12 protein-coding genes and 1 tRNA gene are annotated in these 13,973 nt (G+C 63.3%); 2 read left to right on the top strand and 11 right to left on the bottom strand.

Features of this window, described 5'->3' with window-relative positions; all coding sequences use genetic code 11:
* Positions 1 to 269: 269 nt before the first annotated feature.
* The 5 genes from asd to leuC all read right to left on the bottom strand — a co-directional run bounded on the left by asd (position 270) and on the right by leuC (position 5,570).
* A complete protein-coding gene (asd, locus tag ACIPZG_RS24125) occupies positions 270 to 1,382 on the bottom strand; it encodes an aspartate-semialdehyde dehydrogenase (RefSeq protein ID WP_008101210.1) in 1,113 nt (370 codons plus the stop codon).
* 63 nt (positions 1,383 to 1,445) lie between these two features.
* Positions 1,446 to 2,528, bottom strand: a complete 1,083-nt coding sequence (gene leuB / locus ACIPZG_RS24120) for a 3-isopropylmalate dehydrogenase (RefSeq protein WP_400717535.1) — start codon at positions 2,526 to 2,528, stop codon at positions 1,446 to 1,448.
* 54 nt (positions 2,529 to 2,582) lie between these two features.
* Positions 2,583 to 3,347 (bottom strand): class I SAM-dependent methyltransferase, encoded by a 765-nt coding sequence (locus ACIPZG_RS24115; RefSeq protein WP_400717533.1) that lies wholly within the window; start codon positions 3,345 to 3,347, stop codon positions 2,583 to 2,585.
* 148 nt (positions 3,348 to 3,495) lie between these two features.
* The gene (leuD, locus tag ACIPZG_RS24110) at positions 3,496 to 4,140 is read right to left on the bottom strand and encodes a 3-isopropylmalate dehydratase small subunit (protein WP_008100308.1); all 645 of its coding nucleotides are present in this window, start codon (positions 4,138 to 4,140) and stop codon (positions 3,496 to 3,498) included.
* Entirely contained in the window at positions 4,137 to 5,570 is a 1,434-nt protein-coding gene (leuC, locus tag ACIPZG_RS24105) for a 3-isopropylmalate dehydratase large subunit (RefSeq protein ID WP_400717531.1), read from the bottom strand. Before leuC ends, leuD begins: the two co-directional genes overlap by 4 nt.
* A 131-nt stretch (positions 5,571 to 5,701) precedes the next feature.
* On the opposite strand from leuC, the gene ACIPZG_RS24100 reads away from it, so the two are divergent.
* Entirely contained in the window at positions 5,702 to 6,580 is an 879-nt protein-coding gene (locus ACIPZG_RS24100; RefSeq protein WP_400717528.1) for a LysR family transcriptional regulator, read from the top strand.
* 62 nt (positions 6,581 to 6,642) lie between these two features.
* Positions 6,643 to 9,939 (top strand): PAS domain S-box protein, encoded by a 3,297-nt coding sequence (locus tag ACIPZG_RS24095; protein WP_400717526.1) that lies wholly within the window; start codon positions 6,643 to 6,645, stop codon positions 9,937 to 9,939.
* A gap of 183 nt (positions 9,940 to 10,122) precedes the next feature.
* On the opposite strand, the gene ACIPZG_RS24090 is transcribed toward ACIPZG_RS24095, so the two are convergent.
* The 6 genes from ACIPZG_RS24090 to ACIPZG_RS24065 form a co-directional block, all read right to left on the bottom strand.
* Positions 10,123 to 10,566, bottom strand: coding sequence for an Hsp20 family protein (locus ACIPZG_RS24090; RefSeq protein ID WP_008100299.1), 444 nt, complete (start codon positions 10,564 to 10,566; stop codon positions 10,123 to 10,125).
* 228 nt (positions 10,567 to 10,794) lie between these two features.
* On the bottom strand, positions 10,795 to 11,766 hold the full coding sequence (locus ACIPZG_RS24085) for a tRNA-dihydrouridine synthase (RefSeq protein ID WP_008100298.1): 972 nt from the start codon (positions 11,764 to 11,766) through the stop codon (positions 10,795 to 10,797).
* Positions 11,767 to 11,817: 51 nt separating this feature from the next.
* Positions 11,818 to 12,252, bottom strand: coding sequence for a thioesterase family protein (locus tag ACIPZG_RS24080; protein WP_008100296.1), 435 nt, complete (start codon positions 12,250 to 12,252; stop codon positions 11,818 to 11,820).
* Positions 12,253 to 12,295: 43 nt separating this feature from the next.
* Positions 12,296 to 13,129 (bottom strand): alpha/beta fold hydrolase, encoded by an 834-nt coding sequence (locus tag ACIPZG_RS24075; protein WP_400717523.1) that lies wholly within the window; start codon positions 13,127 to 13,129, stop codon positions 12,296 to 12,298.
* A 22-nt stretch (positions 13,130 to 13,151) separates the two neighbouring features.
* Entirely contained in the window at positions 13,152 to 13,691 is a 540-nt protein-coding gene (locus ACIPZG_RS24070; RefSeq protein WP_400717521.1) for a TetR/AcrR family transcriptional regulator, read from the bottom strand.
* Positions 13,692 to 13,865: 174 nt separating this feature from the next.
* Positions 13,866 to 13,941 (bottom strand) — tRNA-Glu (locus tag ACIPZG_RS24065).
* Between the last annotated feature and the right edge of the window lie 32 nt (positions 13,942 to 13,973).

Here is a 13,973-nt window from a genome sequence, read left to right as displayed (position 1 = left end):
GGCCCCATCCTGGGGCCCAGCGCTTGACGGGCATCCATGCCCGTCACCTCCCTCCGCAAGACCTCCGCTCGGCCTCCTGAAGTCGCAATTGGCGGTGCCTGAACTACCGCGCACTTAGAAGCAAGAGCAAGAGCAAGAGCAAGAGCAAGAGCAAGAGCAAGAGCAAGAGCAAGAGCAAGAGCAAGAGCAAGAGCAAGAGCAAGAGCAAGAGCAAAGAATAAAAAAACCCGCACTGTCACCAGCGCGGGTTTTCGGTCAGACCAGAACGATCAACGCTCCAGCAGAATCCGCAGCATACGGCGCAGCGGCTCGGCAGCACCCCACAGCAGCTGATCGCCAACGGTGAACGCCCCCAGGTACTGGGAGCCCATGTTCAACTTGCGCAGACGGCCCACCGGGATATTCAGGGTACCGGTCACCTTGGTCGGCGCCAGCTCCTGCATGCTGATTTCGCGCTGGTTCGGCACCAGTTTCACCCAAGGGTTGTGCTGGCTGATCATGCCTTCGATGTCGGCCAGTGGCACATCCTTGTTCAGCTTGATGGTCAGCGCCTGGCTGTGGCAGCGCATGGCGCCGATGCGCACGCAGATACCATCGACCGGGATCGGGCTCTTGAAGCGACCGAGGATCTTGTTGGTCTCGGCCTGGGCCTTCCACTCTTCACGGCTCTGCCCGTTCGGCAGTTCCTTGTCGATCCACGGAATCAGGCTGCCGGCCAGCGGCACGCCGAAGTTCTCGGTCGGGAACGCTTCGCCACGCATGGCTTCGGCAACCTTGCGGTCGATGTCGAGGATGGCGCTGGCCGGGTTGGCCAGATCATCGGCGACAGCGGCGTGGATGCCGCCCATCTGCTTGATCAGCTCACGCATGTTCTGCGCGCCAGCACCGGATGCCGCCTGGTAGGTCATGGCGCTCATCCACTCGACCAGACCCGCTTCGAACAGGCCACCCAGGCCCATCAGCATCAGGCTGACGGTGCAGTTGCCGCCGATGTAGTTCTTGGTACCGGCATCGAGCTGCTGGTCGATCACCTTGCGGTTGACCGGGTCCAGCACGATCACCGCGTCATCCTGCATGCGCAGCGACGAGGCGGCGTCGATCCAGTAGCCCTGCCAGCCCGCTTCACGCAGCTTGGGGAAGACCTCGTTGGTGTAGTCGCCGCCCTGACAGGTCAGGATCACGTCGAGGGTCTTGAGCTCTTCGATCGAATAAGCGTCCTTGAGCGGAGCAATATCCTTGCCCACGTTCGGACCCTGGCCACCGACATTGGAGGTGGTGAAGAACACCGGCTCGATAAGGTCGAAGTCCTGCTCCTCCAGCATCCGCTGCATGAGCACGGAACCGACCATACCGCGCCAACCGATCAGACCTACACGTTTCATCGCAACTACACCTTTGCTAAAAGTGGGCCGCCACCGACCAAAAACGGTAGCGGGCCAGAGAGATTACAGATTCCGCAGCGCTGCGACTACTGCGTCGCCCATTTCCTGCGTGCCAACTTTGCTGCAGCCTGCCGACCAGATGTCACCGGTGCGCAGGCCCTGGTCCAGCACCAGGCTCACCGCCTGCTCGATGGCTTCGGCCGCGGCGTGCTGGTTGAAGCTGTAACGCAGCATCATCGACACCGACAGGATGGTCGCCAACGGGTTGGCGATACCCTGTCCGGCGATGTCCGGCGCCGAACCGTGGCAAGGCTCGTACATGCCCTTGTTGTTGGCATCCAGCGACGCCGAAGGCAGCATGCCGATGGAACCGGTGAGCATGGAAGCTTCATCCGACAGAATGTCACCGAACATGTTGTCGGTCACCACCACGTCGAACTGCTTGGGTGCACGTACCAGCTGCATGGCGGCGTTGTCGACGTACATGTGGCTGAGTTCAACATCCGGGTAGTCCTTGGCCACGGCTTCGACCACTTCACGCCACAACTGACTGGAAGCGAGCACGTTGGCCTTGTCCACCGAGCACAGCTTCTTGCCGCGCACACGGGCCATGTCGAAGCCGACACGGGCGATGCGGCGCACTTCGCTTTCGCTGTAAGGCAGGGTGTCGTAGGCCTGGCGCTCGCCACCTTCGAGTTCACGCTGGCCGCGTGGCGCACCGAAGTAGATGCCGCCGGTCAGCTCGCGGACGATGAGGATATCCAGGCCCGAGACGATTTCCGGCTTCAGCGAGGAGGCATCGGCCAGTTGCGGGTAGAGGATGGCCGGGCGCAGGTTGGCGAACAGGCCCAATTGCGAACGGATCTTCAGCAGGCCGCGCTCCGGGCGGATGTCACGCTCGATCTTGTCCCATTTCGGGCCACCGACGGCGCCCAGCAGCACGGCATCGGCCTTGCGCGCACGCTCCAGGGTTTCGTCGGCCAGGGGCACGCCGTGCTTGTCGATGGCAGCGCCGCCGATCACATCGTGCTCAAGGTTGAAGCCGAGCTGGAACTTGTCGTTGGCCAGCTCCAGCACCTTGACCGCTTCGGCCATGATTTCCGGGCCAATACCATCACCTGGGAGAATCAGAATCTGCTTGCTCATGCTTTCCTCTATCCATTCAAGCGGCGCGGCCCTGCTGGCCACGCCGAAATATACTCAGCGCTCGGCCCACAACACCAGCACATCGGTGCTGAACGAGCCATCGTCTTCGATCTGGTAATACTGGCGCACTTCCTCGCCCATGGCCTGCTGCAACTGGCGGATGGCCGTGCGCATGGGTTCAGGGGTGCGCATGCGCTCGACCCAGCTGGTGAATTCCAGGCGCAACGGCTGACGGCTCTGACTGCGCACATGCAGGCCCGCCTCGCTGACCTGGCGCTGCCACTCGGCGGCAGAGTAATCGCGTACGTGGCTGGTATCGCGCAGCACTTCAACGGTCTGCAGGTACGTGTCGAGCAACGGGCTGCCCGGCGACATCACGTCGATGAACGCCGCCACGCCACCCGGCTTGAGCACCCGGCGCACCTCGCGCAGGGCCAGGCCCAGGTCGCTCCAGTGGTGCGCCGAGTAGCGGCTGAAAACGAAATCGAACGAAGCGTCGGCGAACGGCAGGCGTTCAGCGACTCCACGTTCGGTGCGAATGTTGCCCAGGCCACGCTCGGCAGCGGCGCTGGCGACCACGTCGAGCATCGCTTGCGACAGGTCGTAGGCGACCACTTCGGCAACCAGCGGTGCGACGTGGAAGCTGACGTGACCGGCACCACAGCCCAGGTCCAGCACGCGGGCGCTGCCCTGCCCTGCCAGCTCGCCCTGCAGCAGGGCGAATTCGCGGCCCTCGGCGTGCACGGCGCTGCTGAGGTAGGCACTGGCCTGCTCGCCGAACTGGCGTTGGACCACATCGGTGTGGGTGGTGCTGGTCATGGGGTGTTCCTTCTGGTTTCGGGTTGCTTGTACGGCCGCTATCGCCGGCAAGCCGGCTCCCACAGAGATCGCGCAGCCTCAAAGGCCTGTGCAGAACTTGTGGGAGCCGGCTTGCCGGCGATGAGGCCAGCAAACCCAACTACATCACTCAGGCATCCCGAAACAGCCAAGGCTGCCCGGCACGGTGCTTCTGCTCGAAGGCCTTGATCGCATCGCTGTCCTGCAAGGTCAGGCCAATGTCGTCGAAGCCATTGAGCAGGCAGTGCTTGCGGAACGCGTCGATCTCGAAGTGCAGCACCTTGCCATCCGGGCGGGTCACCGCCTGCGCCTGCAGGTCGATGGTCAGCTGGTAGCCCGGGTTGGCTTCGACCTGCTTGAACAACTCGTCGACTTCCTCATCGCTGAGGATGATCGGCAGCAGGCCGTTCTTGAAGCTGTTGTTGAAGAAGATATCGGCGAAGCTCGGCGCGATCACGCTACGGAAGCCGTACTCGTCCAGCGCCCATGGTGCGTGCTCGCGGCTCGAACCACAGCCGAAGTTCTCCCGTGCCAACAGCACGCTGGCACCCTGGTAGCGCGCGTGGTTGAGCACGAATTCCTCGTTCAACGGGCGCTTGCTGTTGTCCTGGTAGGGCTGGCCCACATCCAGGTAACGCCATTCGTCGAACAGGTTCGGGCCGAAGCCGGTGCGCTTGATCGACTTGAGGAATTGCTTGGGGATGATTTGGTCGGTGTCGACGTTGGCACGGTCCAACGGCGCGACGAGGCCAGTGTGCTGGGTAAAGGCTTTCATGCTGCGCTCCCTTGGATCAACTCGCGGACATCGATGAAGTGGCCGGTTACCGCGGCGGCGGCGGCCATGGCTGGGCTGACCAGGTGAGTACGGCCACCGGCGCCCTGACGGCCTTCGAAGTTGCGGTTGGAAGTGGACGCGCAGTGCTCGCCGCTTTCCAGGCGGTCCGGGTTCATGGCCAGGCACATCGAGCAACCCGGCTCACGCCATTCGAAACCGGCTTCGAGGAAGATCTTGTCCAGCCCTTCGCGTTCGGCCTGGGCCTTGACCAGGCCAGAGCCCGGCACCACCAACGCCTGCTTGACGTTGGCCGCGACCTTGCGGCCCTTGGCGATTTCGGCGGCAGCGCGCAGGTCTTCGATGCGCGAATTGGTGCACGAACCGATGAACACGCGGTCGAGCTTGATATCGGTGATCGCCTGGTTGGCGGAAAGGCCCATGTACTTGAGGGCGCGCTCGATCGAGCCACGCTTGATCAGGTCGGGTTCGGCAGCCGGGTCCGGCACGCGCTGGTCGACAGCGAGGACCATCTCGGGCGACGTGCCCCAGCTGACTTGCGGCTTGATCTGCGCGGCATCCAGTTCGACCACGGTGTCGAACACCGCGTCGGCGTCCGAAACCAGGCTTTTCCAGTCCTGGGCTGCCTGTTTCCACTGCTCGCCCTTGGGCGCGTAGGGGCGGCCTTCGACATAGGCGATGGTGGTGTCGTCGACCGCCACCAGGCCGACGCGGGCACCGGCTTCGATGGACATGTTGCAGATGGTCATGCGGCCTTCCATCGACAACTCGCGAATGGCGCTGCCGGCGAATTCCATGGCGTGGCCGTTGCCACCGGCGGTGCCGATCTTGCCGATCACGGCGAGGACGATGTCCTTGGCGGTGACACCGGCTGGCAATTGGCCTTCGACGCGCACCAGCATGTTCTTCATCTTCTTGGCGACCAGGCACTGGGTGGCGAGCACGTGCTCGACCTCGGACGTGCCGATGCCGTGGGCCAAGGCACCGAAGGCGCCGTGGGTGGAGGTGTGCGAATCGCCGCAGACCACGGTCATGCCTGGCAAGGTAGCGCCCTGCTCCGGGCTGATGACATGGACGATGCCCTGGCGCACGTCATTCATCTTGAATTCGACGATGCCATATTCGTCACAGTTTTCATCAAGGGTCTGCACCTGCAGGCGCGACACCTGGTCGACGATGGCCTCGATACCGCCCTTGCGCTCCGGCGTGGTCGGCACGTTATGGTCGGGCGTGGCGATGTTGGCGTCGATGCGCCATGGCTGGCGGTTGGCCAGACGCAGGCCTTCGAAAGCCTGGGGCGAGGTCACTTCGTGAATGATATGACGGTCGATGTAGATCAAGGACGAGCCGTCATCACGGCGCTTGACCTCATGAGTTTCCCAGAGTTTATCGTAGAGCGTTTTGCCAGCCATCAGACTGTTCCTCATCAGCGTCTTTCTATGCCAAAGACCCCTTGGCTTGTACGGTCGATCCTAGGGCTATACATTGAATAACTCAAATTCATAATTTTTATGCTTTGGATAACTAACAGGAATTCGACACCGTGGACCTGGCCAACCTCAGCGCTTTTATTGCCATCGCCGAAACCGGCAGTTTTTCTGGAGCCGCCGAACGCCTGTTCCTGACCCAACCCGCCATCAGTAAACGCATCGCAGGGCTGGAGCAGCAACTGGATGTACGCCTGTTCGATCGCCTGGGCCGCGAAGTGACCCTGACCGAAGCTGGCCGGGCACTGCTGCCCCGCGCCTATCAGATCCTCAACGTCCTCGATGATACTCGACGTGCTCTGACCAATTTGACCGGTGAAGTGGGTGGCCGCCTGACCCTGGCCACCAGCCATCACATCGGCCTGCACCGCTTGCCCCCGTTGTTACGGGCGTTTACCCGGCAGCATCCCGCAGTGGCGTTGGATATTCAGTTCCTAGATTCGGAAGCGGCCTACGACGAAATCCTCCATGGCCGCGCCGAAATTGCCGTCATAACCCTCGCTCCCGAGCCCCATCACCTGGTCAAGGCAGTGCCGGTATGGGACGACGCCCTGGATTTCGTCGCCGCCCCCGAACACCCGCTGGCCAGCAACCAGCGGGTCAGCCTGGCCGACGTGGCGCGCCACCCGGCGGTGTTTCCCGGGGGCAATACCTTCACCCACCATATCGTCCAGCGCCTCTTCGAAAGCCAAGGATTGACGCCGAACATCGCCATGAGCACCAACTACCTGGAAACCATCAAGATGATGGTTTCCATCGGCCTGGCCTGGAGCGTGCTCCCGCGCACCATGCTGGACGATCAGGTTGCACCCATCGCTTTACCCGGCATACAGCTGTCACGCCAGCTAGGCTACATTCTGCACACGGAGCGAACGCTATCGAATGCGGCCAGGGCCTTCATGGCCTTGCTCGACAGCCACGCAGGTTCCGCCTGACCGGTCGTTAGCTCGGCATTTCCAACTCAAGGACGCGTCAAACGCCAAAGGTCTGGTACCCAATGCCCAAATCAGCAAACCGCTTTCCGCGCCTGCCGCGTATCCCAGCGGCCGACCCTCAGGAATCCGAGCAGGCCTGGCAGAACGCGCCACAGCTGCTGGCTGCGCTCAATGCTGCGCGCCTGGGTGCCTGGCTATGGGATATCGAATCCGGCCGGGTCAGCTGGTCTCGCGGCACCCAGGCCTTGTTCGGGTTCGATCCTCAGCGGCCATTGCCCAATGCCATCGATTACCTCGACCTGCTGCCCGAAGAGGACCGTGCCCGCACCCGCCAACTGTTTCAAGCCGTGGTCAATGGCGAACCGGTGGAGCGGACGATGCGCCACCGCATCCGCTGGCCGGATGGCAGCCTGCACTGGCTGGAAATCAACGGCAGCCTGACCCACGACCGCCACGGCCGGCGCCAGATGATCGGGGTAATCCGCGAAATCACCCGCCAACGCGAACGGGAAACCGCGCTGATCAACTCGGAAAAGCGCTTCGCCACCCTGTTTCACCTGAGCCCCAACGCCATTCTGCTGACCCGCCGCCAAGACGGTATGATCTTCGAAGTGAACCAGCACTTCGAAGACATGTTCGGCTGGCCCGGCAGCCATGTAATCGGCAAGACCAGCCTGGAGCTGGGGCTGTGGGTGCACCCCGAGCAGCGTCAGCAGATACTGGAATCGACCCGCCCCAGTGGCGGCCCGCTGAGCATGGAGGTGCAGTTTCGCGCCAGCAACGGCAAGCTGCACGACGGCATCCTCTGCACCCAGGGCATCGAACTGGAAGGCGTGACCTTCCTGCTCAGCACCTTCGTCGACACCTCCGAGCGCAAGCGCGCCGAGCAGGCGCTCAAGGACAGCCAGGAACGCCTGGACCTGGCCCTGGACTCGGCGCAACTGGGCACCTGGGATTGGCACATACCCAGCGGCATGCTCTATGGCTCGGCGCGGGCTGCGCAATTGCACGGCCTTGACCCGATCCCCTTCCATGAATCCTTCGACGCGTTCTTCGAAGGGGTGCCGAACGACGAGCGCGATGCGATGCGCCAGGCTTACCGCAGCCTGCGCGAAGGCCCGGCCGGCAACTACCAGATCACCTACCGCGTACAGCTGGAAAACGGCGCTTCGCGTTACATCGAGAGCCGTGCCCGCCTCTACCGCGATGAACAGGGCAACCCGCTGCGCATGGCCGGCACCCTGCTCGACATCACCGAACAGGTGGAGCGCGAACTGCGCCTGAGTGCCTCGGAAGAGAAGTTCGCCAGCCTGTTCCAGGTCAGCCCCGATCCGATCTGCGTGACCCGCCAGGACACCGGGCAGTTCATCGAGATCAACCCGGCATTCACCCAGACGTTCGGCTGGAGCGCCGAGCAGGTGATCGGCCGCACCGCCGAGGAAATTGGCCTGTGGGCCGAGTCCATCGAACGCGCCAGGCGCATCGAGCGGGTCATCCGCGAGCAGGCGCTAAGCAACGTGGGCGTGGTGGTCAACCATCGCGACGGCTCCGCCTTGACCTGCGTGATCGCCAGCCGGCTGATCAGCGTCGACGACCAGCCCTGCAGCGTCACCACCTTGCGCGACATCACCCAGCAGCAACGGGCGGAAGCTGCCCTGAAGTCGAGCGAGGAGAAATTCGCCAAGGCCTTTCACTCCAGCCCCGACGCCATCACCATCACCGAGCGCCACAGCGGCCGCTATGTGGAAGTCAACGACGGTTTCTGCCGGCTGACCGGCTACAGCAGCGCCGAAGTGGTGGGCCGCAGCGTCTTCGAACTGGGTATCTGGGCTGACGACAAGCAGCGCAGCGCCTTGCTCGCCGAACTCAAGGAACGTGGCCGGGTACACCACCGGGAGATGCTCGGGCGCAACAAGCGCGGCGACATCCTTACCGTGGAAGTGTCAGTGGAGCCGATCAGCCTCAACGAGGTCGACTGCCTGCTGCTCACCGCCCGCGACGTCAGCCAGCTGAAGAACGCCCAGGCGCAGATTCGCCACCTGGCCTACCACGACCCGCTGACCAACCTGCCCAACCGCGCCCTGCTGATGGACCGCCTTAGCCAGCAGATCGCCCTGTTGCGCCGCCATAACCTGCGCGGTGCCCTGCTGTTCCTCGACCTGGACCACTTCAAGCACATCAACGATTCACTCGGGCACCCGGTGGGCGACACGGTGCTGAAGATCATCACCGCGCGCCTGGAAGCCAGCGTGCGCCTGGAAGACACCGTGGCGCGGCTGGGCGGTGACGAGTTCGTGGTGCTGCTGAGCGGCCTGGAGGGCAGTCGCGAAACGGTCGAGATCAAGGTTCGCGAGCTGGCCGATACCCTGCGCGAACTGCTGGCCGAACCCATGTCGCTGGACGGCCAGCGCCTGCAGGTAACGCCGAGCATTGGCGTGGCGCTGATCCCCGACCACGGCGCCACCCCGGCCGACTTGCTGAAGCGCGCCGACATCGCCTTGTACCGGGCCAAGGACTCGGGGCGCAACACCACCCAGCTGTTCCACACCACCATGCAAAAGGCCGCCAGCGAGCGCCTGCGCATGGAAAGCGACCTGCGCCTGGCGTTGGCCCGCGGCGAACTGGCCCTGCACTTCCAACCCCAGGTGGACGCCCGCGACAACCGTATCGTCGGCGCCGAAGTGCTGCTGCGCTGGCACCACCCGCAACTGGGCCAGCAACCGCCTGCCGAGTTCATTCAGGTACTGGAAGAAAGCGGCCTGATCCTCGAAGTTGGCAGCTGGATACTCGACGAAGCCTGCGATGCCTGCGCCCGCATGCTGGAAGACGGGCTGATCGATGCCGATGATTTCAGCCTGTGCGTGAACATCAGCCCACGGCAGTTCCGCCAGAACGACTTCGTCGAACGGGTGTTGCGCAGCCTGGACGATTACCGCCTGCCGCGGCACATGCTCAAGCTGGAGATCACCGAAGGCATCGTGATCCAGAACCTGGAAGACACCATCAGCAAGATGCGCGAGCTCAAGCGCTATGGGGTGAGCTTCGCCATGGATGACTTCGGTACCGGCTATTCATCGCTCACCTACCTCAAACGCTTGCCGGTGGACGCCTTGAAAATCGACCAGACCTTCGTCCGTGATGCCCCGGAAGACCCAAACGACGCCGAGATCGTCCGCGCCATCGTGGCCATGGCGCGCAGCCTGGACCTGGCGGTAATCGCAGAAGGCGTGGAATTGACCGAGCAGCTGGAGTTTCTGGAGCAGTTGGGCTGCCACCTGTACCAGGGCTACCTGCACAGCCGACCGCTGCCGCTGCCGGAGTTCAGGCAGATGCTGCTGGAGGCGCCGGCGGATTACTAACGCTGCACATAATGCGGCATTTGTAGGAGCGGCCTTGTGTCGCGAAAGGGTCGCATCGCGGCCCCGGCTTTTGGTGTCGCGGCATGTTTTGCTGGGGCTGCTGCGCAGCCCTTTCGCGACACAAGGCCGCTCCTACAACGAAAAAGGGCACCCGAAGGTGCCCTTTTTTTCATCACGCCAAACTCAGTTCAGCGCTGGCTTGTCGCCATTGATCGGGATGCGCTTGGCCTTGGCTTCTTCCGGCACGATCCGCAGCAGGTCGATGCTGAGCAGGCCGTTGGCCAGACCCGCGGACTTGACCTCGATATGGTCAGCCAGGCGGAACGACAGCTTGAAAGCGCGCTGGGCAATGCCCTGGTGCAGGTAGGTCACTTCCCCGGCACCGTTTTCGCGCTTGCCGCCGATGACGGTCAGGACGCCTTTTTCAACCTGCAGGTCGAGATCCTGCTCCTGGAAGCCGGCTGCGGCCACCACGATGCGATAGTGGTCTTCGCCATGTTTTTCCACGTTGTAGGGAGGGTAGCTGCTACCCGCCTCGTTACGTGCCGCGGATTCGAACAGGTCGTTGAAACGGTCGAAGCCAACGGAATGGCGGAACAGTGGAGCGAGAGAGAAAGCGCTGGTCATGGTCATAAACTCCTGAAATTCAGCAAGTGAGTCATTACGCGACCCGACTTCGGCATCGCGTACTGAATAAATAGGGTTCAGGAGATGGCTTTCAAGGGCGACAGGCAAAAAAATTTGCAGTGGAATCACCGGCCCTTTCGCGGGACAAGCCCGCTCCCACAGGTACAACACATTGGCTGAGGGCAGCGGGGTACCTGTGGGAGCCGGCTTGCCGGCGATGAGGCCGGTTCAGGCCACGCATTCCTCGTAGGCCCGCACCTCAACCCCAAGCAACCGGCTGATCCGCGCACAGTCATCTTCCCTGCGCAACTCGGCAAAAAGCACCACCGCCTCGGGGTAACTGCGCGTCAGCATCGCCAGCCACTGCTTCATCCGCCCCGGCGCATAACGCGGCGACAACTTGGCCTGGGCTTGGCGCCAGAACTCGCGCAGCAAGGGCAACAGCGCTTCCCAACTCATCGGCTGATAGTCTCGCCCGTCTCGCGCGGCAGCGATCTGCAAGGCCAGGTCCGGCCGCGACACCAGCCCGCGACCGAGCATGATGTCCTCGGCACCGCTGACCTCACGGCAACGCCGCCAGTCGTCGACGGTCCAGATCTCGCCATTGGCGAACACCGGCACCTTGACCACGTCCTGCACCCGCGCCACCCACTCCCAGTGCGCCGGAGGCTTGTAGCCCTCGACCTTGGTTCGCGCATGCACCACCAGGTGCGCCGAGCCGCCTTCGGCCAGCGCCGTGGCGCACTCCAGCGCCCCATCCGGGCTATCGAAGCCCAGGCGCATCTTCGACGTGACCGGGATATGCGCTGGCACCGCCCGCCGCACTTCACGCACGATGGCGTGCAGCAACTCTGGCTCCTTGAGCAGCACCGCCCCACCACGCGACTTGTTCACGGTCTTGGCCGGGCAGCCGAAGTTCAGGTCGATCACGGGCGCCCCCAGCTCGCATGCCAGCGCCGCATTCTCGGCCAGGCAGACGGGGTCGGACCCAAGCAGTTGCACGCGCATCGGCACGCCGGCAGCAGTGCGCGCACCCTGGCGCAGTTCAGGTGCGAGCTTGTCGAACGACGAGGCTGGCAGCAGGCGGTCGCACACACGGATGAACTCGGTGACGCACCAATCGATGCCGCCCACTCGGGTCAGGACGTCGCGCAGGATGTTGTCGACCAGCCCCTCCATGGGGGCCAGGGCAATTTGCATTTCGGGGACTCGGCGAGAAAAGCCGGCAGTCTAACAAAAAACGACGCCGGTTCAGGCACCGATCAGCGCCGGGGCGTAACCGTCGATGAACTCGGCCGGCATGCGCTTGGGTTTGCCGCTGGACAGCTCGATGCAGGCAAAGGTGGTCTGCGCGCGCAGCAGGGTCACGCCATCACGCGGGCGCTTGAGCTGGAAGCGCCGGGTCATGCGCAGGCGCTGGTCCCAATCGATGATCCAGGTCGCCAGCTGCAGTTCGTCATCCTCGTAGGCGGCGGCGAGGTAGTCGATTTCATGCCGCACTACCGCCATGGCCCGGTCCAGGCGCCGATACTCCGCCAGGTCCAGACCCAGGCGCTGGGAGTGGCGCCAGGCGCAACGCTCGAGCCAGGTGACGTAGACCGCGTTGTTGGCGTGACCGAGGCCGTCGATATCCTCGCTGCCGACCCGCAGGTCGATGATGAATGGCGTTGCCAGGTCCCAGCTCATGCCCGCTCCCGATGTCAGTGATGGGGCAGAGTGTAATGGAAGTTCAGGCGCTTTGCCGGGCCGGCGCGCCGGCACGGGCCAGCAATTCGAGCACGGCCTGGCTCAGGCGCGGGTCGGCCAGCACGCGCTGGTGGCCACCGGTTTCCGGCAGCAACAGACGGCTGTCGAACCAGGCCTTGTGGATCAGATGTGCTTCGCCAGCGGGCACCAGCTCATCATCAGCGGCATGAACCACCAGACCCGGCACCTCCAATTGATAGCCACTGACATCCAGTCGAGCGACCTGGATACCGACGTCCCGTTCGACCTGGCGAATGAACGCCGCTCTGGCACGCGCAGGCATGCCCAGGCGGTTGGCGAAGCCGCGCAAGACGCCAAGCATGCGCGCTGGAGCCGCGATGCTGACCGCGGCATCGGTGCGCAACCCCATTTGCAGCGCCAGCATGACACTGGCGCCACCCATGGAGTGACCGATCACGGCGCTCAAGGGCGGCAATTCGGCTGCCGCCTCCAGCAATGCACGGGCAAACAGCACCACGTTCGCCTGCTCCCCTGGGGAGCGACCGTGACCCGGCCCTTCCAGCGAAACCACCGTGTGCCCTGCCTGCACCAACGTGTCGATCAAGGCGGCAAACTGGGTCGGGCGCCCTTCCCAACCGTGCATCAACAATACCGTGGGCCCCTGCCCCCAGCGCAAGGCGGACAAACCGAAGCGCAAGGTGATCCGCTCGGCACTCGCCAGCAGGGGCAACTCCCACTCCCGGGGCGGAAGGTTGCGCGGCGTCATGAAGGCTCGGCGCATCTTGCCAGCAACATGTTCAGGGGCCAGATGGCCAAGGGTGCCATTGACGCCACGAATCCACCTCAAGGAAGTCATCGCCTTGCTCCCGGTCACAGGTTCAGATAACCGCCGACTTGGCGGCACGCAGAATACGGTCGGACAACTCGCCTGCACCCAGGGAACGGGCCAGCGCCAGGCCGCCGATCATCAGGGCCAGGTCGGCCAGGGCCTTGTCGGCATCCTCGGGGCAATCGACCATGGCCGCGGTCATCAACTCGATGTGCTCGGCCAGCACTTCGCGGAAGGCCTCTGGCAAGCGCTGCATCTCGCCCAGTGCGTTGGGCAGCGGGCAAGCATCCACCTCGACGTCACGGTGCTTGCGCGACAGGTAGAAGGCACTCACCAGGGCTCGCCGACCCGCGCCGTCGAGGCTGGAATCGACCTGCGCCAGCAAGGCCCTGCGCTCGCTGAGCAATTGGCGGAACGCCTCGAGCATCAGCTCATCCTTGCTTTCGAAGTGGGAATAGAAGCCACCGACGGTAAGCCCGGCGGCACCCATGACCTGGCTGACACTGGGCTCAGCCGGACCGTGCTGGATCAACGCACTGCGCGCCGCCTTGAGGATTCGTTCGCGGGTCCTGGTCTTCTTGTCGCTCATTGCGCCACTCACCGTGAAAAATATGATGCTCGAAATATTATGCCTGTAATAATTTTTTGCAAGCGCAAAGGCACACCGCTTATCGGTGACTACTTTTTGTGGGGAGGTAGAAAAACAAAAGGCCCATTCAATAAGCGAATGAGCCTTTAAAGTCCCGCAAAACGCGGGTAAAAATGGCGTCCCCTAGGGGACTCGAACCCCTGTTACCGCCGTGAAAGGGCGGTGTCCTAGGCCACTAGACGAAGGGGACGTAACCTTCGCGAAGATTCGCTAGACGCGAAC

Source organism: Pseudomonas sp. NPDC089395 (genome assembly GCF_044749525.1).
Taxonomy (GTDB): Bacteria; Pseudomonadota; Gammaproteobacteria; order Pseudomonadales; family Pseudomonadaceae; genus Aquipseudomonas.
Note: the sequence above shows the minus strand (reverse complement) of the source record. Positions and strands in the feature narration are given on the sequence as shown.

Excerpts from the sequence above, each read along its gene's own strand:
- ACIPZG_RS24085 (WP_008100298.1), bottom strand. The coding sequence starts at position 11,766 with ATGCAAATTGCCCTGGCCCCCATGGAGGGGCTGGTCGACAACATCCTG.
- ACIPZG_RS24115 (WP_400717533.1), bottom strand. The coding sequence starts at position 3,347 with ATGACCAGCACCACCCACACCGATGTGGTCCAACGCCAGTTCGGCGAG.
- asd (WP_008101210.1), bottom strand. The coding sequence starts at position 1,382 with ATGAAACGTGTAGGTCTGATCGGTTGGCGCGGTATGGTCGGTTCCGTG.
- leuB (WP_400717535.1), bottom strand. The coding sequence starts at position 2,528 with ATGAGCAAGCAGATTCTGATTCTCCCAGGTGATGGTATTGGCCCGGAA.
- ACIPZG_RS24075 (WP_400717523.1), bottom strand. The coding sequence starts at position 13,129 with ATGACTTCCTTGAGGTGGATTCGTGGCGTCAATGGCACCCTTGGCCAT.
- ACIPZG_RS24070 (WP_400717521.1), bottom strand. The coding sequence starts at position 13,691 with ATGAGCGACAAGAAGACCAGGACCCGCGAACGAATCCTCAAGGCGGCG.
- ACIPZG_RS24090 (WP_008100299.1), bottom strand. The coding sequence starts at position 10,566 with ATGACCAGCGCTTTCTCTCTCGCTCCACTGTTCCGCCATTCCGTTGGC.
- leuD (WP_008100308.1), bottom strand. The coding sequence starts at position 4,140 with ATGAAAGCCTTTACCCAGCACACTGGCCTCGTCGCGCCGTTGGACCGT.
- ACIPZG_RS24095 (WP_400717526.1), top strand. The coding sequence starts at position 6,643 with ATGCCCAAATCAGCAAACCGCTTTCCGCGCCTGCCGCGTATCCCAGCG.
- leuC (WP_400717531.1), bottom strand. The coding sequence starts at position 5,570 with ATGGCTGGCAAAACGCTCTACGATAAACTCTGGGAAACTCATGAGGTC.
- ACIPZG_RS24080 (WP_008100296.1), bottom strand. The coding sequence starts at position 12,252 with ATGAGCTGGGACCTGGCAACGCCATTCATCATCGACCTGCGGGTCGGC.